18 protein-coding genes are annotated in these 18863 nt (G+C 34.5%); 4 read left to right on the top strand and 14 right to left on the bottom strand.

Features of this window, described 5'->3' with window-relative positions; genetic code table 11:
• Positions 1 to 193 precede the first annotated feature (193 nt).
• Positions 194 to 703 (bottom strand): GNAT family N-acetyltransferase, encoded by a 510-nt coding sequence (locus ACM55K_RS16875; RefSeq protein WP_416851464.1) that lies wholly within the window; start codon positions 701 to 703, stop codon positions 194 to 196.
• Positions 704 to 959: 256 nt separating this feature from the next.
• Here ACM55K_RS16875 and ACM55K_RS16870 point away from each other — a divergent pair, with 256 nt between their 5' ends.
• A complete protein-coding gene (locus tag ACM55K_RS16870) occupies positions 960 to 1499 on the top strand; it encodes a lipid-binding SYLF domain-containing protein (RefSeq protein WP_416851463.1) in 540 nt (179 codons plus the stop codon).
• 69 nt (positions 1500 to 1568) lie between these two features.
• On the opposite strand, the gene ACM55K_RS16865 is transcribed toward ACM55K_RS16870, so the two are convergent.
• From ACM55K_RS16865 to thrA, 5 genes are all read right to left on the bottom strand, one after another.
• Positions 1569 to 2054, bottom strand: coding sequence for a hypothetical protein (locus ACM55K_RS16865; protein WP_416851462.1), 486 nt, complete (start codon positions 2052 to 2054; stop codon positions 1569 to 1571).
• Positions 2055 to 2283: 229 nt separating this feature from the next.
• Entirely contained in the window at positions 2284 to 3708 is a 1425-nt protein-coding gene (locus ACM55K_RS16860) for a P-loop NTPase family protein (protein ID WP_416851461.1), read from the bottom strand.
• Between the two features lie 117 nt (positions 3709 to 3825).
• The gene (thrC, locus tag ACM55K_RS16855; protein WP_416851460.1) at positions 3826 to 5115 is read right to left on the bottom strand and encodes a threonine synthase; all 1290 of its coding nucleotides are present in this window, start codon (positions 5113 to 5115) and stop codon (positions 3826 to 3828) included.
• A 122-nt stretch (positions 5116 to 5237) separates the two neighbouring features.
• Positions 5238 to 6164, bottom strand: a complete 927-nt coding sequence (locus ACM55K_RS16850; protein WP_416851498.1) for a homoserine kinase — start codon at positions 6162 to 6164, stop codon at positions 5238 to 5240.
• A 94-nt stretch (positions 6165 to 6258) separates the two neighbouring features.
• Positions 6259 to 8706: a bifunctional aspartate kinase/homoserine dehydrogenase I gene (gene thrA / locus ACM55K_RS16845; RefSeq protein WP_416851459.1), complete on the bottom strand. Its 2448-nt coding sequence runs from the start codon at positions 8704 to 8706 to the stop codon at positions 6259 to 6261.
• 652 nt (positions 8707 to 9358) lie between these two features.
• Here thrA and hutH point away from each other — a divergent pair.
• From hutH to ACM55K_RS16830, 3 genes are read left to right on the top strand one after another with little or no spacing between them, the layout of a single operon-like run.
• Positions 9359 to 10873 carry a histidine ammonia-lyase gene (gene hutH / locus ACM55K_RS16840; protein ID WP_416851458.1) on the top strand — a complete coding sequence of 505 codons (1515 nt, stop codon included), beginning with the start codon at positions 9359 to 9361 and terminating at the stop codon, positions 10871 to 10873.
• Between the two features lie 49 nt (positions 10874 to 10922).
• Entirely contained in the window at positions 10923 to 11567 is a 645-nt protein-coding gene (locus ACM55K_RS16835) for a DUF47 domain-containing protein (RefSeq protein WP_416851456.1), read from the top strand.
• Between the two features lie 28 nt (positions 11568 to 11595).
• Complete coding sequence (locus ACM55K_RS16830; RefSeq protein WP_416851455.1) at positions 11596 to 12936, top strand: inorganic phosphate transporter; 1341 nt, start codon at positions 11596 to 11598, stop codon at positions 12934 to 12936.
• A 71-nt stretch (positions 12937 to 13007) separates the two neighbouring features.
• Here the strand turns inward: ACM55K_RS16830 and ACM55K_RS16825 are convergent, their stop codons facing one another.
• From ACM55K_RS16825 to rimK, 8 genes are all read right to left on the bottom strand, one after another.
• Entirely contained in the window at positions 13008 to 13289 is a 282-nt protein-coding gene (locus tag ACM55K_RS16825) for a GNAT family N-acetyltransferase (RefSeq protein ID WP_416851454.1), read from the bottom strand.
• A 5-nt stretch (positions 13290 to 13294) separates the two neighbouring features.
• Positions 13295 to 13687 (bottom strand): OsmC family protein, encoded by a 393-nt coding sequence (locus tag ACM55K_RS16820; RefSeq protein WP_416851452.1) that lies wholly within the window; start codon positions 13685 to 13687, stop codon positions 13295 to 13297.
• A 5-nt stretch (positions 13688 to 13692) separates the two neighbouring features.
• On the bottom strand, positions 13693 to 14574 hold the full coding sequence (locus tag ACM55K_RS16815) for a pirin family protein (RefSeq protein ID WP_416851451.1): 882 nt from the start codon (positions 14572 to 14574) through the stop codon (positions 13693 to 13695).
• A gap of 32 nt (positions 14575 to 14606) precedes the next feature.
• Entirely contained in the window at positions 14607 to 15485 is an 879-nt protein-coding gene (locus ACM55K_RS16810; RefSeq protein WP_416851449.1) for a pirin family protein, read from the bottom strand.
• A 106-nt stretch (positions 15486 to 15591) separates the two neighbouring features.
• A complete protein-coding gene (locus ACM55K_RS16805) occupies positions 15592 to 16188 on the bottom strand; it encodes a Crp/Fnr family transcriptional regulator (protein ID WP_416851497.1) in 597 nt (198 codons plus the stop codon).
• Positions 16189 to 16350: 162 nt separating this feature from the next.
• The gene (locus tag ACM55K_RS16800; protein ID WP_416851448.1) at positions 16351 to 16746 is read right to left on the bottom strand and encodes a DUF2251 domain-containing protein; all 396 of its coding nucleotides are present in this window, start codon (positions 16744 to 16746) and stop codon (positions 16351 to 16353) included.
• Between the two features lie 100 nt (positions 16747 to 16846).
• Positions 16847 to 17362: a DUF421 domain-containing protein gene (locus ACM55K_RS16795; RefSeq protein ID WP_416851447.1), complete on the bottom strand. Its 516-nt coding sequence runs from the start codon at positions 17360 to 17362 to the stop codon at positions 16847 to 16849.
• Positions 17363 to 17445: 83 nt separating this feature from the next.
• Positions 17446 to 18816 (bottom strand): 30S ribosomal protein S6--L-glutamate ligase, encoded by a 1371-nt coding sequence (rimK, locus tag ACM55K_RS16790; protein WP_416851445.1) that lies wholly within the window; start codon positions 18814 to 18816, stop codon positions 17446 to 17448.
• Positions 18817 to 18863: the final 47 nt, after the last annotated feature.

Below are 18863 nucleotides of genomic sequence, written 5' to 3'. Positions count from 1 at the left end.
AAGAAAAAAAATAAAGGATGCCGCCGCAATCCCTTACGCGGGCAATTCTTGAATCGAGAGAGCTTATCAGTTTACTTCATTGATAACAGTCGTTTTGTTTTTAAACATCATCGTAATATTAAAGATTTTCAGAAATCTGCAATCAATCCCGACGCTTCGGGACGTTACTCTTCATTCAAAAATCATTTCAAGCTTATCCAATCTTTTTCTCCATTACAATGAACTCCAAAGGTTGATTAGCAATTGGAATATGAACGTCACTTGCCGGAAAAGGTTCTTTTGCTCCCGTTTCTGCATAACCATTGCGTTTGTACCAAGCTATCAATTCTTCCCGAACTGAAATCACGGTCATTACAATTTTGGGCAAACCCAATTCCGAAGCATGAATTTCAGCCTTTTGCAGTAATTTTTTTCCAACACCACTATTTTGTAAATCAGGCGAAACCGTCAGCATTCCTAAATACAATTGCTGTTCTTTTTCAACTAGCAATACGCAACCTATAATCTGTTCATTCTCTGTAAATTTTAGAATGGTATTTTTAGTGTTCTGAATGGTTTCAGTCAGTTCCTCTTCAGTGGTTCGGAGTCCTTCTAACAGGTTGGCTTCCGTGGTCCATCCTTTTTTAGAGGATTCCCCACGATAGGCTGAATTGATTAATGTATTTAATGCAGAAACGTCTGCTACAGTTGCTTTTGTAATCATACGTAATATTTATTCTGGGGTTATGGATTTGTGTTTTTCAAAGGTAGAAAAAAGGATTGCATTATAGAATTTCATCACCAGGTCTTGTTACTGTTTTAATGTGGTGAAGAACCAAAAATCATTTACTTTTCAAAAGTCCGCTAAATAGAGATGAATTGAATTTATTTTACTGGCAATCAGTATTTTATATTTAATATGGGGATTTTTTTTTACCTTTGAATAAAGAAAGTTTACAACAATTTTAATAGCTATAATTATGAAAAATTTAAATATTATTTGGGTAATAGTGATGGCTTGTGTATTAAACATAACTCCTATATTGGGACAATCGACCGCTAGAAAAAATAAAATTATTGCCGACAGTAAAACAGCAAAAACAGAGTTCATTAAAAGTGATCCTCTTATGAAAGGACTTTTTGATAAAGCGTCTGGCTATGTCATTTTTCCCAATGTAGGCAAAGCAGGACTCGGTATAGGAGGAGCGGCTGGTAACGGAGTTGTCTATGAACATAGCAAGATGGTAGGCATGGCTAAGTTATCGCAATTGAGCATAGGATTTCAGGCAGGCGGACAAGCGTATCGAGAGGTAATATTTTTTGAGACAAAAAAGGAATTGGAACGCTTTAAACAGAGCCGATTCGAGTTTTCCGCACAAGCTTCAGCAGTAGCTGTAACAGAAGGTGCCTCAGCAAATGTAAAATATACTAACGGCGTTATGGTGTTCACCATGCAGAAAGGCGGACTCATGTACGAGGCTTCGATTGGCGGTCAGAAGTTTAAGTTTAATAAATTGTGATAAAAACAAAACGGCTGAGAAATTTTCTCAGCCGTTTTGTTTTTTACTAGGTATATTGAAATGCTATAATCATTTCTTTTTTGTCTCGAATAAAATGTATTTTTTGAATACATATTTCCAAGGCATGAAAAGTATTGGTATGATAATTCCAGAGAACATATAGGCCATTTCCTCGGCAGGTGAACCTTTGAGCGTACCCGCTGACCACAAAGGATAAGCGACAACAATAAGCCAAAGTCCTTTATAGAAAATCATAAAAAGCATAATAGGTAACATTCTGAGCGTATGGAATACACCTAAAAGCGCCAGTGTTGAGTAAGCAGCCCAAGTGCACCAAGCAACAGCTCTTGTAGGATCCCAAGCACCTTCATGAGTAAGAATAACGGTCCAGGAATCTGTGGCAACAAAAACAAACATTAAAGCGAAGAACAACCGCATCACATAAATATTAATTCTGCGTACCCCTTCGTAGTTTTCGTAGTCAGGAACAAAAATGTTTTTGATACTGAACTTGGATTGCTTCTGTTGTTGTGACGCTTGCTCTGTTGTGTTCATCGTTTTTCTGTTTGGTTTTTATTTAGAGCCAAGGTATAAAAAAAGCTACATTCTTTTAAGTCAGTAGCTTATTTTGTTTTTTATCTTCTTTTTGTGTTTCAGTATTGTTTGATAATTTAATTTGCTAGCGAGAGCGTCCCGCTCGTGCCTATTATAATTTTGAATGATAATGGTTTATTTCCTCTTGTTAGTTTCAAGAGCGGGACGCTCGCACTAGCTGGGGAATAATTCATAAATCGTCAAATGTTCCAAAATCTCCATCACCAAAATCTTCAATGAAAGCTTGTCTGGCACTTAAGAATTCTTGTTTTAATATTACTTTAAATTCTTTTAGAAAACTTTCTGATTTAAAGCTTTTATTTATAATGAATTCGTCTTTTTTAAGAACACATTGAATATAAGCCTTAATGAATGGATTTGAAAAATAATAGGTATTATAGTTTTCATTAAATCTTAAAATTTCTGATCTAAATGGTTCGCAAAATTCATCCAAGTACTTTTTTAAATTATTTCCTAAATAATCTTTATGTGATTTTTGTATAACTTCTTTTACTTCAGATAGAGTGAAATTTTCCTTATTTACCTCAAGGATAGCATTTAATAAATCTAGAGGATTTTCATTTTTTCTTTTATGAATTACCCTGGTAGAATATTCGAAAACAGATTTAAAAGAATCCGAATTTTCTTCTAAATATTCTTCCATTGCTTCATTAAATTGGGTAGAAAGGATTTTTACTTTTTTTGATTGAGTCTCTTGAATATTATTAAGTTCACACATTAATAAACATAATTGGTGTGTTACAGCAGGTAGGCCACTTGAATAAGTTGCAATTCTATTTTTTACTGTTTCGCTAAATTCTATATTAAGTAGTTTTTCACCAGTTTCAATAATTCTTTTTAAATTATCAACATCCATTATTGGAACTTCAATTTCTGAAATACGACTTCTCATTTCTGGATCAAATTGAACTACTTCTCTTGCGGAGTTTACAGCTCCTAATGCAATTATTTTTAGATTTCCATATTCTTTTGAAGAATCCATAAAAACTTTCATTATTTGAGCCATCTGAGTTTTATGTGATTCTTCGATTTTATGAAAATCTTCTATTATCCAACATAATTCAGCTGAGCCAATATATTTTGCTAAATTTTGTGGTGTTATAGGAAGTTCAACAGCTCTCCTATGACTAACTTTGGTATCTCCTTTAGTTTCAGCTTTTATTCCAGCTTTTAAAAGCCAAAATGAAGCATTTAATTCTCCACCAACAGTATTTGTTTCTGTAGAATTTTTTTCATTGGTATAAAATATATCTAATTGGTTAAAAGCATCAATAATTATATCTTGGATAGTCATTCCAGTGATACAACTTGTTTTGATGAATTTAATATCGTGATGTTTTAATTTGTTGAATAACAAAGTTGTTTTACCCACTCCAGAATATCCATAAATGATAATTTGTTTTCCTGGTGTTCTTAAAGCTCTTTGTAATCTTTTATTTATGTTAATTCTGTCGACAAAGGTAGCTTCAGCAGGTTGACTAGGAGTGAAGACTTCTTCTAACTTATTATTTATCCATTTTTTTAAATTATTGACTATTTGTTTAAATACGCTATTATTTTCTTTTAATTTGACTGGCTTTATATCATAAATCAAGCAATTTTTGTTTCATCAAACTTAATGATTTTACTTACAAGAAACTAATTCCCATAAAAAAACCGACTGAAAATCACTTCTCAGTCGGTTTGTATTTTTAAAATGTGTATTTAATTTTTATGCCAAAAACGCTTTCAATTCCTCATACGTTTTAATTTTCACGCTCACTTTTTCCTTTCCTAACACACTTTCAATTTGTGTAGGAATTGGTAGTTTTACGTTTAATGTTGGTTCTACCGTGTCCAAAAATTTAATCGGGTGGGCAGTTTCTAAGAAAATACCAATCGCATTTGGGTGGTTTTGCAATTCTTTTTTCAATCCGAGATATCCAACTGCTCCGTGCGGTTCAGCAATGTAACCGTCGGTATTGTAAATGGTTTTCATGGCTTCAATCGTTTCTACATCAGAGAATGTAAACGAAGAAAAATCTTTTTTGAATTGCTCTAAATCATTGTGGTACATTTCCTGAATTCGGATGAAATTACTTGGATTCCCCACATCCATCGCATTCGAAATTGTCGCTTTGGAAGGTTTTGGATCGTAAATTCCGTTTTCTAGAAATCGTGGTACGGTATCATTCACATTCGTGGAAGCTACAAAATGTTCAATAGGCAATCCCATTTTTTTAGCTATGATACCCGCACAAATATTTCCAAAATTACCACTTGGGCAAGAGAAAACCAATGGTTTATTCTGTTTTTTTAATGCTTTATACGCAAAGAAGAAATAAAACATTTGTGGCAACCAGCGTGCAATATTTATAGAATTCGCCGAAGTCAAGTTTTTATGTTTTAAACTTTCGTCCAAGAACGCTTTTTTGACCATATCCTGACAATCATCAAAAACACCATCAACTTCAAGCGCTTTAATATTCTGTCCTAAAGTTGTCAATTGTCGTTCCTGAATATCGCTCACTTTTCCGGATGGATACAGGATAATCACTTCCACACCGGTTACGCCAAGAAAACCACTGGCTACAGCACCACCGGTATCACCAGAAGTCGCGACAAGAACAGTGTTTTTACTGTCTTTGTTGTCTTTATTGAAATAACCCAAACAACGTGACATGAAACGCGCGCCTACGTCCTTGAAAGCCATCGTTGGACCATGAAACAATTCAAGGGAATAAATGCCTTTTTCCACTTCAACCACAGGGAAATCAAAGCACAACGTTTCGGCAATGATTTGTTTTAAAGTGGCTTCCGGGATTTCGTCACCCACAAATTGTTGAATCGCTTCAAAAGCAATTTCTTCATTGCTTAAATTTTCGATAGTTTCAAAAAAAGCAGGTGTTAATGGGGTAATTGTTTCCGGAAAATACAACCCTTTATCAGTTGCTAATCCTTGTATTACGGCTTCTTGAAAAGAAACTTTTGGTGCGTTATGGTTTAAACTGTAATATTTCATTATGTATACTAATTTTAGAATCCCCATCCCAACCGTCCCCAAAGGGAAGAGAGACGAAACTGGATTCAGTATGTGTTATTGTAATTTTAAAATCACTATTTTTTTATTCCCCCTTCAGGGGGTTAGGGGGCTATTATTTTCATTCCTTCATCATTCACTTTAGAAACGTGAATTTCATACGGTAAATTCATGGCATCGTATACGGCGCTCATGGCTTTGGCGATTTTATCAGCGGTTTCCTTTCCTTTGCTTAAAGCAAAAATAGAAGGACCTGAACCTGATATTCCGGAACCTAAAGCTCCGTTTTCGTAAGCTGTTTTTTTGATTAAATCAAATCCCGGAATCAAGACACTTCGCAACGGTTCGACGATTTCATCATGCAACGAACGTCCGATTAAATCGTAATCTTTGGTGTACAATCCGGCTACTAATCCGCCCACATTTCCCCATTGTGTAATAGCACTTTTCAAGGAAACAGTTTGTTTTAATACGGAACGCGCATCAGATGTTTTCAACTCAATTTGAGGATGAACCACAGTGGCGTATAATTCAGAAGGACTTTCTATTTTGATAATGTCCAAAGGATTTGAACTTCTTACCAACGTAAAGCCACCCAAAAGGGCAGGAGCAACGTTATCGGCATGGGCATTTCCACTGGCTAATTTTTCGCCTTGCATAGCGAATAAAACCAGTTCTTTTCGGGTAAATGGACGCCCCAATAATTCATTGATGCCAAAAACAGCACCGGCTGAACTTGCGGCACTACTGCCAATTCCGCTTCCGGCTTTGATGTGTTTGTAGATTTCGATCTCAAATCCAAATTCCGTTTCAATGGCTTCCAACATCGCCAAAGCAGATACTCCAGCAACATTTTTTTCAGTTTCCAAAGGCAAGTCGGCACCCACAATTTTAGTGATACGAATCCCTTTTATGTCTGATTTTCGAATAATCATTTCGTCACCGGCAGTTTCTAAACAAAGACCAAGGACATCAAATCCACAGGATAGATTGGCGATTGTGGCGGGGCAAAATATTTTTATTTCATTCATAGTTAATTGTTTCATGTTTAAAGTTTAAAGTTTCAGGTAAAAAGGAAGTGTTCTAATAACTTCTTAACTTGAAACCTTAAACTTGAAACTAAATTTATATGTTTCCAATTCTAATTACATCCGCAAATATTCCTGAAGCTGTAACTGCAGCTCCGGCACCGGCACCTTTTATCAATAAAGGTTGGTCCACATAACGATCCGTGAAAAACAATACGATATTGTCTTTTCCTTCCAGATTGTAAAAAGGGTGATCTTTAGGAATGAATCGCAACCCAACATTTGCTTTTCCATTTTCGAATTGCGCTACATATTTCAAACGAGATTCTTTGCTCAACGCTTCCTTATAAATAGTTTCAAAATGAGAGGCGTGTTTCAATAAAGATTCAAAAAACGCTTCATTTGAAGTTGTTTCGAGACATTCAGCAGGCATAAAAGATTCATTCGCAATCTCGTCAATTTCCATTTTATAACCACTTTCTCTAATCAGGATTAATATCTTTCTGGCAACATCAATTCCGCTTAAATCAATCTTAGGGTCCGGTTCTGTAAATCCTTGTACGCCAGCTTCTTTAACAACATCATGAAAAGTATTATTTTCATCAAAATTATTAAAAATAAAGTTCAAACTTCCTGATAAAACAGCCTGAATTTTATTTACTTTATCACCTGAGGCAATCAAGTTTTTTACGGTATCAATAATTGGTAATCCAGCTCCAACGTTGGTTTCAAATAGAAAAGGAGCATTGAATTGTCTGGATAGTTTTTTTAGTTTTTTATAATTGTCGTACTCAGAAGCACAGGCAATTTTATTACAAGTTACAACGGCAATATTGCGTTTTAAATATTGTTCGTAGGTTTTTGATACGCTTTCATTTGCAGTAATATCAACAAAAATACTGTTGCGTAAATTGAGTTCTTTTACATTCGAAATGAACTTTTCTTTGTCAGCAGGTTCTCCAGTTTCTAGTAGAAATTGCCATTCTTTTAAAGAGATTCCGTCCTCATCAAAATACATTTTTCGTGAATTTGACAAAGCGATAACACGTAAGTTTATTTTCAGGTTGTCTTTTAAGAATTTTTTTTGTTGGTGAATTTGTTCGATGAATTTCTCTCCTACATTTCCAACACCCATTACAAACAGGTTTAATTGTTTGGTGTTTTCTTCAAAAAAGTTTTCGTGCAACGTGTTCAATGCTTTCTTTACATCTCTTTCGTTGATAACCGCCGAGATATTTCTTTCGGAAGCACCTTGAGCAATCGCTCTGATGTTTACGTTATTTTTACCCAAAGTGCTAAACATTCGTCCGCTCAAACCTTGGTGATTTTTCATGTTTTCGCCAACCAAAGCTATTATGCATAGGTTTTTTTCAACGATACAGGGATCAATTTTGTTTTGTAAAATCTCAATTTCAAAAGCTTTATTGATGGCTTCTTCAGCAATATCAGCATCCGAATTTAAAATTCCAATACAAATAGAATGCTCTGATGAGGCTTGAGTAATAAAAATTACATTGATGCTTTCATGCGATAATACTTCAAAAAGCCTTTTAGATGAACCTGTAACACCAATCATTCCTGGTCCTTCAAGTGTAATCAAAGTAATATTATCGATATGGCTAATTCCTTTTACAGGATTAGTGTGAACCATTTCTTGATTTGAAATATAAGTTCCTTCGGCTTCTGGTTCAAAAGTATTTTTGATATGAATTGGAATATTCTTTCTCAATACCGGTTGAATCGTTGGAGGATATAGAACTTTGGCACCAAAATGCGATAACTCCATCGCTTCCTGATAGGAAATGAAGGCGATAGGTTGTGCTTGTTTTACAATTTTTGGATTAGCAGTAAACATTCCATTTACGTCGGTCCAAATTTCCAAATCAGATGCATTCACTGCTCCAGCTATAATTGCGGCAGTATAATCGGAACCACCACGACCTAAAGTAGTGTTGATACCATCAAGTGATGCGGCAATAAATCCGGGCATTACAACTATTTGATTCTCATTCGAAGCAAAGAAATCAGCAATTAGTTGATTTGAAACTTCAAAATTTACGATAGCTTTTCCGAAATGATGATCCGTTTTTATTACTTCGCGGCTGTCTTTATAACCGCTGTTTATTAAATTTTGTTTTAATGCTTCAGAAATGATGTAAGAAGACAATAATTCACCAAAACTTAAAATGGTGTCAGAAGTTCTTGCGGATAATTCCCCCAAAAGAAAACAACCGTCCAATAACGTTTCAAGATGATTGATAATTCTTTTTATATGGCTTAACAGGCTGCTTTGTTCGCTTACAGGAATAAATTCTTTTAAGGCATCTAAATGTTTTTTCTCTATTTCGGCAAGAATATCTTTGAAACTTTCATCTCCGGCAGCCGCTTTTTGGGAAGCAAGCTGAAGCATGTCAGTAACTTTACTAAAAGCAGAAACCACTACTACTAATTTTTCTTCTTTTGCTTTATTGATGACGATATCTAGTACCAGTTTTATATTTTGTGCATTGGCAACCGAAGTTCCGCCAAATTTTAATACTTTCATTGTATATGTTTTATTTTAAAAATGCAATGTTTTTTATACATCCAAAATCTTTCTCCTTTCAGGAAAAAGTATAATAAATAGGATTATATGTAAAATGAATACCCCTAAGGGGTAGTTGTAGTTGTTGTAGCAGTAAATGTAACAGAAATTGCAACCCAGTTTTGAGTTGTTATCGAAGATTGATATGTTGATCTGTTGTTTACCATTTTGATACCCCAAAAGTACAGTTTTTTATAAAAACCAAAACATTAAATTCAGTTTTTGCGAATATTTTAAAAATTCAATCGCATTTGGATTAAAAATAAATATTTTTCAATAAATAACCTTTTCGTTGATGCGATTCTTATAATTGTCGCGATTTTATAACGCTGTTGAGTTGTTGCGGCTCGCTTTTGATTAAACTTAAATTCTAAATTCATTCCTATTTGTATTCAATACGATCTGAATTTCTTTAATTTTATGCCAATAAATTAGTTCATAGTATAAATCCAATCGGTATTCTAAACTAAGAATTTTAATAACCTTAAATATAGGATAATTTGCATGAAATCTATTATTTGGTTTTTTTAGGGTATAAATTTTAAATTATTATTAAAAAATGTTGCTTTTTAATATTGATTTATTCAATTTTGGGCACTTAAATACAATTGGGATGGAAAACACACATTATATAAGCACTGAAGTACTTTCATTAGAGGTTTTAAACGAGATTATCGCGCATCAAAAAACAATAGCATTATCTGACGAGGCAAAAATAAATATCCAGAAATGCAGGGATTATTTGGATAAAAAAATGGCCACGCATTCCGCACCTATCTATGGAATTAATACTGGTTTTGGTTCCCTTTGTAATGTGAAAATTTCGAATGAAAACTTATCGAAATTGCAAGAAAATCTAGTGAAATCGCATTCTTGCGGAACAGGTGAGGAAGTTCCGAATGAAGTTGTCAAATTGATGTTGTTGCTTAAAATTCAATCCTTGAGTTATGGTCATTCCGGAATTCAATTGCAAACAGTGGAGCGTTTGATTGCATTTTATAATAATGATATTTTACCTGTAATTTATACACAAGGTTCTCTTGGTGCTTCTGGTGATTTAGCTCCATTGGCACATTTATCATTACCATTATTGGGTGAAGGTGATGTGAATTTTGAAGGTAAAAAAGTGCATTCCAGTGAAGTTTTGAAGCGTTTTAATTGGGAACCGATTGTTTTACAGTCCAAAGAAGGTTTAGCTTTATTGAATGGTACTCAATTCATGAGTGCTTATGGCGCACATATTTTGATGAAAGCGAATAAGTTTTCTTATTTGGCTGATTTGATAGGAACTATTTCTCTTGAAGGATTTGATGGCAGAATCGAACCTTTTCATGAATTAATTCATTTTATTCGCCCTCACAAAGGACAAATTGTAACGGCTAATCGTATAAAAGGTTTTCTGGAAGGAAGCGAAATCATTGAGCAAGAAAAAACGCATGTTCAAGATCCGTATTCTTTTAGATGTATGCCACAAGTCCACGGTGCTTCAAAAGATGCTTTTGATTATGTGAAAAGAGTGTTCAAAACGGAGATTAATTCGGTGACGGATAATCCTAATATATTTATAGAAAGTGACCAAATCATTTCTGGAGGTAATTTTCATGGACAACCATTGGCTTTGGCTTTGGATTTTATGGCAATTGCTTTAGCTGAATTAGGAAGTATTTCGGAGCGCAGAACGTATCAATTGATATCAGGTTTGCGAAATCTTCCTGCATTTTTAGTGGATAATCCAGGTTTAAACTCTGGTTTGATGATTCCGCAATATACCGCTGCCAGTATTGCAAGCCAAAACAAGCAACTGGCAACCCCTGCCAGTATTGATAGCATCGTGTCCAGTAACGGACAGGAAGACCACGTAAGTATGGGGGCAAATGGTGCTACAAAAGCGTTACGTGTTATGGATAATCTGGAACGAATTTTAGCGATAGAATTGATGAATGCCTCGCAAGCCATAGAATATAGGAGACCGCTGCAATCGAGTGATTTTATCGAAATGTTTTTAAATGCGTATCGTGAGGAAGTTCCTTTGGTAAAAGAAGACCGAATTTTGCATTACGATATTGAAAAAACGGTTTCTTTTCTGAATAGTTTTCAAATAGAAGATGATTTGTTAACGATAGCTTAACGTTATCTTAAAATAATGAGCTAATTTTGCAGTTCAAAAATCCAATAAAATGTCAATAAATAGTATTTTCCAGTTTTTAGTTCCAAAAGACAAAAAATTCTTTCCTCTTTTTGAAGAAGCATCCAGTAATTTAATTGAATTAGCTTCAAACTTACACGAAGCAGTAAATCTTCCTTTGAAAGAAAGAGAAGTTCTTTTTCAAAAAATTGATGCTTTGGAGCAAAAAGGAGAAGATATTACACGTCAGACAAATTTGGAATTGAGCAGAAACTTTATCACTCCTTTTGATAGAGAAGACATTCACTCCTTGATTACTTCAATTGATAATGTTGCTGATAATCTTCACGGTGCTGCCAGTAGAATGAGATTGTATCAGGTGGATAAGATTACAAAATCGATCAGAAAATTGACAGAAATAAATCTTGAAGCGTGCCAAAATATTGATGTAGCGGTAAAAGAATTAAGGAATTTCAAAAAAATCAAGAATATTACGGATGCTTGCGCACGAATCAGCAAGTTGGAAAATAAATCCGATACTGTTTATAATAAAGCAGTATTCGAAATATTTGAAAATGAAACCGATGCAAAAAACATTATTAAATATAAAGAGGTCTTATCTGTTTTGGAATCAGCTACAGACAAATGTAAAAGTGTAGCAAGTGTTTTAGAATCTATTTCTGTAAAACATTCTTAATTCGATCAGTTTAGACTGAAATATATTTATGGAATTTACTCTACTTATAGTTATTATAGTTTTGGCTCTAATCTTTGATTATATCAATGGTTTTCATGATGCTGCCAATGCTATTGCTACAGTTGTGGCAACAAAAGTTTTGACTCCCTTTCAAGCAGTGCTTTGGGCTGCTTTCTTTAACTTTCTGGCCTATTGGGTTTTCGGTTTTGGAGTAGCAGATACTGTTGCAAAAACGGCCCATACCATGGAAATTAACCTCGTGGTTATTCTCGCTGGGGTTATAGCAGCAATTATCTGGAATCTATTGACTTGGTGGCAAGGAATTCCTTCCAGTTCATCTCATACTTTAATTGGAGGTTTTGCTGGAGCGGCTATCGCACATGCCATAGCAGTTCATGGCTTTTCAGGTTATATGGTAGATGGGACAACCCAACATTGGTACAATATAGTAAGTTGGTATAAAGCAGGAAAAGACGGCGGAATGCCTTCAGGAGTACTGATTATTATTGCTTTTATTGTATTGGCTCCATTATTGGGTGCTTTAATCTCTTACTTAATCTCTATTTGGCTTTTGAATGCTTCTAAAAAAAGTATTTTTCCAAAACTATTTACAGTTGCATTAATGGTTTTAACAATTTGGTTTGTAGAAAGTCAAATGTTATATTATGATGCTATCGAAAAACCGCGTTTCGATTCTCATTTTTGGAGTGTTGCTTTTGAGGCCCATAACATAAAATGGTTTTTGGTTGCCTTTATCGTTTTATCGGTTAGTTGTTTTTGTTTGGTGTTTAGTAGTTTAAACTTACATCAAGCTACTGCTTCGTTAAAAAAAATGCAATTACTATCTTCTGCAGCTTTTAGTTTAGGACATGGAGGAAATGATTCTCAAAAAGTAATGGGTATTATCGCTGCGGCAGTTGCTGTTTACATACATACAAGTGGAGTTGCACAAATAAGTTTGCCAGACTGGTTACAGGTAATACTTCCCAATGATGATTTAAAAATAAAAGGCGTTATGCCGGCATGGATTCCTTTAGCTTGTTATTCTGCTATTGCAGCGGGAACCTTAAGCGGTGGTTGGAAAATTGTAAAAACAATGGGTTCTAAAATAACAAAAGTAACTTCTTTTGAAGGTGTTGCTGCCGAAACTGCAGGAGCTTTAACCTTATATTTTACAGAACATTTAAAAATTCCGGTAAGTACTACACATACTATTACGGGTTCTATAATTGGTGTTGGTTTAACGAAACGTATTTCAGCAGTTCGTTGGGGTGTGACAGTAAGTTTAGTTTGGGCTTGGGTATTGACTATTCCTATTTCAGCTATTTTAGCGTCATTAGTTTACTACTTTCTTAGTTTATTTTTATAATTCATTTTAGATATATAAAAAACCATTCGTAACTGCGAATGGTTTTTTTATGCCTTTTAAGTTTTTATTTTTTAAAATAAAAGATCTTGAATTTCTTCCGTTTTGTCAAATACGCTTTTTGCGAAAGGACACAAAGGCAAGATTTTAAAATTATTCAACCTTGCATATTGTACTGCTTCCATTACCAGTTTTTTGCCCACGCTTTGGCCTGCAAATTCATCATTTACTTCGGTATGGTCAATAATGAATTTATCTGTACCAGCCCAAGTATAGGTCATTCTTCCTGCTTCTATTTCGTTGTCTGATGCTCTAAAATAACCTTTTTTAATTTCGTTTATTTGTTCAATTATCATAATTTTTAATTTAATTCGGTTGTAATTTCGATAGGATTAGTTAGTATTTGGTGCATTGGGCATCTATCGGCAATGTTTAATAATCGTGCTTTTTGTGCTTCGTCTAAATTTCCAAATAATTGAATGTTGCGCATTATTTTGGACTTATTTTCCGTTGCATCTTTTTCAAAAGTGACTTCAACTTTTACATCTGTTAAATCCCATGCTTTTCGGTTCGCATACATGCGTAAAGTGATGCAGGTACAAGCTGCTAATGAGGAAGCCAGTAATTCCTTTGGAGCAAAGCCTAAATCTTTTCCTCCTGCACTTTCAGGCTCATCTGAAATAATTTTATTATTGGCGGATTCAATTTCTGTTTTATAAAGTTCTGTGCCAATGTGCGCTTTTATTTTAATCATAATTGCTATTTTTTATTTTGCTCTGGAAGTGGAACAAATTCGCTTTCGCCTGGAACTTTATCAAAAGTCTGTGCCAACCATTTTTCTTTTGCTTTTTCAATCAGTTCTTTGGTTGAAGCGACAAAATTCCAATAAATAATCCGCTCTTCGGGAAAAGGTTCTCCTCCAAAAATATAAATAGTTGTGTTTTCTGCAATATCAAAGGTGCAGAGTTTGCTGTCTTTGGCAATCAAAATTTGCTTTGGTCCGAAAGTATTGCCTTCACTTTCGATACTACCTTCTAATATGTATAAAGCGCTTTCGCCAAATAAGTCTTTGCCAATAGTAACCGTTTGACGCGTGGTACTTTTTAGTTCCAGAAGATAAAGCGGACTGTAAACTGGAACAGGTGATTTTTTACCGAGTATTTCTCCGGCTATAAGTTTGAAAGCAATATTATCTGCTTTCCATTCTGGAATTTCATTTTCGGGTACGTGGAAAAATGAAGGTTCCATTTCTTCCAATTCTTTGGGTAAAGCCACCCAAATTTGAAGTCCATGTAGCATTTTATTAGAACTACGCAAATACTCAGGTGTTCGTTCGGAATGGACAATCCCTTTTCCTGCCGTCATCCAATTGATTTGCCCGGGTTTGATTTCCATTTCTGTTCCCAAGCTGTCTTTGTGCATAATGCTCCCTTCAAACAAATAAGTCAAAGTCGAAAGCCCTATATGTGGATGCGGCGGAACATCTAAATTTTCATAATCGCTCATGCAGGTTGGTCCCATATGATCGATGAATGCAAATGGCCCAACCATTCTTTTTTCTCGAAAGGGAAGCAATCGCCCAACCATAAAGTTTCCAATATTGCTCGGACGTTCTTCTATTATTAATTTGATATTTGACATTTTTTATGTTTTAAACTATAAAAATAAGGAAATTATTCTTCCAAATAACCGAATTTTCCCATATTCACATCGTTGAATGCTTGCATAATTTCGGCTTGGGTGTTCATCACAAACGGGCCGTGTGCGGCAATTGGTTCATTGATAGGTTCACCACTTAAGATTAAAACAATTGTATTTTCAGTTGCTTCAATGGTAAATGTTTCTCCGTCGTTTTGAAACAATGTAAAATGGTTGGTTGGGACATTTTCAGCATCATTAACTTTTATGCTTCCTTCAATTACTAATAAACCAGTGTTGTAATTTGCAGGGAAATTGAAGGATGCTTTTGCTCCTTTATTCAATTTGGCATTTAGTAAATGAACTGGAGTGAAAGTCGAAGCAGTACCTTTTACATTTTCGTATTGTCCCGCTATAACTTCAATCACGCCGCCATTTTCAGAAAGTTCGAATTTGTTGATCTGGTCATTGGTAATTCCTTGGTATTTTGGTGTTGACATTTTATCCTTTGCAGGAAGGTTGACCCAGAGTTGCACCATTTGAAAATCACCACCATTTTTACTGAACTCTTCTTCGTGGTATTCTTTATGTAAAATTCCTGAAGCTGCAGTCATCCATTGTACATCACCTTCGCCAATGACACCGCTATTTCCTGAACTATCGTGATGCGCTACTTTTCCCTTATAGGCAACAGTAACGGTTTCAAAACCTCTATGTGGATGTACACTTACGCCTCTGGGTTGATCCGTTGGCGGAAAATAAAATTTAGAATTGTAATCCATCATAATAAACGGACTCATTCTTTTCATGTCTAAATTATGACCACTCGGAATAAAATTATGCACTCTAAATCCGTCACCTACCATGTGTGGTGTAGGTGGAGCCAATACTAATTCAATATTTTTAGTTTTCATTTCTTTATTTTATTTAAATTATAGTACAAATTTACTATAGATTAAAACCAGATGCATTGATATAGGATAAGAAATGAATTTGTAAACAGATGAATTTGAAAAGAAATTAATAGGGTTTGAAATTTCTTTTGGCTAATTCTTTGCGAACTCTACTTAGGGTTTCAGGTGTAATTCCTAAATAAGAGGCAATCATCCATTGTGGAATACGTAAAGTAAGACTCGGATAAATAGTTATAAAATCCAAATAACGCTGTTCAGCTGTTGCTCCCAGTAAGAGGTTAACACGTTTTTGAAGTTGGCGAATGTGATTGTGCAAAGCAATATTGTCCTGTTGTCGGAAAGAAATACTAATTTCAGCTGCGGCATCGATGAAATTTTTATCAATTAAAACAATTTCCGTTTCTTCAATAGCATCAATAAATAATTCGGAAGGTTCGTTAAAATAAGAACTGCTTCTGTCCGAAATAATCCAATTCTCCGGTGCAAATTGAATGATGTGTTCCTTGCCAGTTTCGTCAATGGTATAGGAACGCAACAATCCTTTGGATACAAAAAAAGAATGGTGGCAAATATCACCCTGATGGAGTAGGACAGTTCCTTTTTCTACTTTTTTGGATTGTAATGTACCCGTAATCGAACGAAATTGTTCGTCCGTCAGATTGGTTTTGGATTGAAAGTATGTTTTGAATGAATCAAGCATAATTATTTCAGTGTTAATACTTTTGTTCTTATCGTTTCGCGGTTAGGCGAGCTTGGGGAATTTGCAGCAGGATATTTTCTGCTAAACGAAAATACGAATTAAAACGATAATTCAACAATAGCCACAATCTTGCGAAACTACATTTGTTAGAGGCTGCCGTTATGGTTAACCTAATAGTTTTGTTATTAAATCATCTGTAAGATTCCTGTTAAAATCAATTGCCCAGCCCTTACTATCAGGAAAACCATTTCTACAGTAACCAGCTTTATTTTTAAAGTCAAAAATTGCATGACAATAATCATTTATTAAAAATGCAGCGATGTCACCTTCATTATTCCATGCAATCTGTATTATACTTGGCTTATTTTTATCAGATATATTTTCAACATCATAAATATGTAGTGCGTCAAGAATTATAATTTCTTTTTGATTTTCAAGTGCATAAAAATATCCAGTTCTTAAATCATCCTCAAAGGCTACTGCAAATGAATTTTGAATAGAAAAGCTTTCAATAAAGGTTTCCTCTCCAATAATTAATGTTTCTTCAACGTCTAATATCATGAGTTTTTGATTTATTTTAAGGAGGTTTTATACTCAAACTGAGACGGTAGCTGCTAAGTTATTTATAACACTATAAAAATATTTTTGAGTTGGTTTATATTTAGTTTATGCTGCCCAAATGTTTATGAATGCGTTTTCTTTTGAAATGTGTTTGTTTTAAGGTTTTATCGCCAGATATAATACTAATATTACCATCAATCTCAAGCATAGCTAGTTTTACGTCTTTAAAATACTCGATTCCATGTTCGCGCATCGCTTCTTTTAATTCATCAGAAGAAATGTTTAATTTACTTAATGCTTTAAAATCCAGATTTCCATCGTGAATTAAAATCTCCGGTTTTTCCTGCATAAAATCACTAAACTTGGGGTATCTGAACATCAATTTCTTCAAGATAAAATTAATAGTAAAAAGTACTGTTGCCGCAGCCATACCACCATAAAGTGACGTGTTATTCCCAACCATTGCGTTTTGAACAGAGTTGCTTATCAATAATATTAAAATGACATCGGCAGTATTGAGTTGGGATAATTCTTTTTTTCCAAAAAACCGCAAAGCAATAACCATAAAGAAATAAACAGCGGCACTGCGAATGATAATATCTAGATATGGATTCATTGTTTTTAGTTTTTCAGTTTTCAGTCTCAGTTTTCAGTTACATAGCAGACTGTAAACTGCTACTACGACTGAACCTCTTAAAACTATTTCAGTTTAAAATTTTTCTCAATAGCTTTTATCATTTCGCCCGCAATATCTTTATTAGTAGCTCCTTCAATTCCTTCTAGCCCTGGCGATGAATTTACTTCTAATAATAATGGTCCTTTTGAAGAACGAATAATATCAACACCGGCTACTTTCAAATCCATTGCTTTTGCAGCTTTTATGGCAATACGTTTTTCTTCAGCTGTCACTTTTATGACTGAAGCTGTTCCTCCAAGATGTATGTTAGCTCTAAATTCGCCTGGCATTGCTTCCCGTTGAATAGCAGCTACTACTTTTCCGTCAATTACAAAACAACGAATGTCTTTACCATTGGCTTCTTTGATAAATTCCTGAACTAATATATTGGCATTTAAGCTTTTAAAGGCGTTAATCACACTTTCTGCTGCTTTTTTTGTTTCAGCTAATACAACACCTTTCCCTTGCGTTCCTTCAAGTAATTTAACAATTAAAGGAGAGCCTCCAACCATTTTTATTAAATCATCCGTGTCCAAAGGTGAATTTGCAAATCCTGTTGTAGGTATATCAATTCCACTGTGTAAGAGTAATTGTAAGGAATATAATTTATCGCGTGATTGGGTAATTGCATTAGAAGAATTTAAACAAAACACATTCAAGGCTTCAAACTGTCTCGTTAAAGCACAGCCATAAAAGGTGATGCTAGGTCTAATTCTAGGGATAACGGCGTCAAATTGATTTAATATTTTCCCTCCGCGATAATGAATTTCTGGGTTTTTTGCATCCAGCTTCATATAACATTCTTTAATGTTCAAAAAATGCATTTCGTGGCCACGCATTTCACCCGCCTCCATAATACGCTTGTTACTGTATAATTCGGGGTTGCTGGCTAAAAGACCAATTCGTAAACCAGAACTTGCTTTTTCGGAATTTTTATAGAGTTCTTTTAAACTATCTGAGGTAGGCTGTCCTAAAAGATATTTCTGTTCCGGGTCTACAAGAACCCTTCCGCTCATTGCTTCCCGACCTAAAAGCATTCTAAAACCCATGGAATCTCTATTGGTTAATGTCATTTCAATAGGCCACATCGAATCACCAATTTTCAAGTTGGTTTGGATAACATACCGTTGTTCTCTAAATCCGCTGGAACTTTTTACAAAACGTTTATCCACTAAAGGTGCCTCGCAATGAATCACCGTTTTTAGATTGTTTTGAATCGGATTGATATCAAACTTTACCCAGTTTGCTTCATTCTTTATAAAAGGGGCAATGTTTATAGCGTGTAAAGCGGATGTTTTTGCGCCTGAATCAACACGTGCTTTAATCGTTGGAATTCCTAATTCAGGAAATGAACACCATTCTTCGCTACCTAGGATAACTTTGTTTTGAGACATAAATTGATTTTATTTAACCTATTTTTTAAAAACCAAATGTAAATATT

The organism is Flavobacterium arabinosi (assembly GCF_048158725.1).
In the GTDB taxonomy this organism is placed as follows: domain Bacteria; phylum Bacteroidota; class Bacteroidia; order Flavobacteriales; family Flavobacteriaceae; genus Flavobacterium; species Flavobacterium arabinosi.
The sequence above is the reverse complement of the archived record's forward strand: the minus strand, read 5'-3'. Positions and strand labels throughout refer to the sequence as shown.

What these genes read in the sequence shown, in the direction of transcription:
- ACM55K_RS16875 (WP_416851464.1), bottom strand. Translation starts at nt 703, where the DNA reads ATGATTACAAAAGCAACTGTAGCAGACGTTTCTGCATTAAATACATTA.
- ACM55K_RS16870 (WP_416851463.1), top strand. Translation starts at nt 960, where the DNA reads ATGAAAAATTTAAATATTATTTGGGTAATAGTGATGGCTTGTGTATTA.
- ACM55K_RS16865 (WP_416851462.1), bottom strand. Translation starts at nt 2,054, where the DNA reads ATGAACACAACAGAGCAAGCGTCACAACAACAGAAGCAATCCAAGTTC.
- thrC (WP_416851460.1), bottom strand. Translation starts at nt 5,115, where the DNA reads ATGAAATATTACAGTTTAAACCATAACGCACCAAAAGTTTCTTTTCAA.
- ACM55K_RS16850 (WP_416851498.1), bottom strand. Translation starts at nt 6,164, where the DNA reads ATGAATGAAATAAAAATATTTTGCCCCGCCACAATCGCCAATCTATCC.
- thrA (WP_416851459.1), bottom strand. Translation starts at nt 8,706, where the DNA reads ATGAAAGTATTAAAATTTGGCGGAACTTCGGTTGCCAATGCACAAAAT.
- hutH (WP_416851458.1), top strand. Translation starts at nt 9,359, where the DNA reads ATGGAAAACACACATTATATAAGCACTGAAGTACTTTCATTAGAGGTT.
- ACM55K_RS16835 (WP_416851456.1), top strand. Translation starts at nt 10,923, where the DNA reads ATGTCAATAAATAGTATTTTCCAGTTTTTAGTTCCAAAAGACAAAAAA.
- ACM55K_RS16830 (WP_416851455.1), top strand. Translation starts at nt 11,596, where the DNA reads ATGGAATTTACTCTACTTATAGTTATTATAGTTTTGGCTCTAATCTTT.
- ACM55K_RS16825 (WP_416851454.1), bottom strand. Translation starts at nt 13,289, where the DNA reads ATGATAATTGAACAAATAAACGAAATTAAAAAAGGTTATTTTAGAGCA.
- ACM55K_RS16820 (WP_416851452.1), bottom strand. Translation starts at nt 13,687, where the DNA reads ATGATTAAAATAAAAGCGCACATTGGCACAGAACTTTATAAAACAGAA.
- ACM55K_RS16815 (WP_416851451.1), bottom strand. Translation starts at nt 14,574, where the DNA reads ATGTCAAATATCAAATTAATAATAGAAGAACGTCCGAGCAATATTGGA.
- ACM55K_RS16810 (WP_416851449.1), bottom strand. Translation starts at nt 15,485, where the DNA reads ATGAAAACTAAAAATATTGAATTAGTATTGGCTCCACCTACACCACAC.
- ACM55K_RS16800 (WP_416851448.1), bottom strand. Translation starts at nt 16,746, where the DNA reads ATGATATTAGACGTTGAAGAAACATTAATTATTGGAGAGGAAACCTTT.
- ACM55K_RS16795 (WP_416851447.1), bottom strand. Translation starts at nt 17,362, where the DNA reads ATGAATCCATATCTAGATATTATCATTCGCAGTGCCGCTGTTTATTTC.
- rimK (WP_416851445.1), bottom strand. Translation starts at nt 18,816, where the DNA reads ATGTCTCAAAACAAAGTTATCCTAGGTAGCGAAGAATGGTGTTCATTT.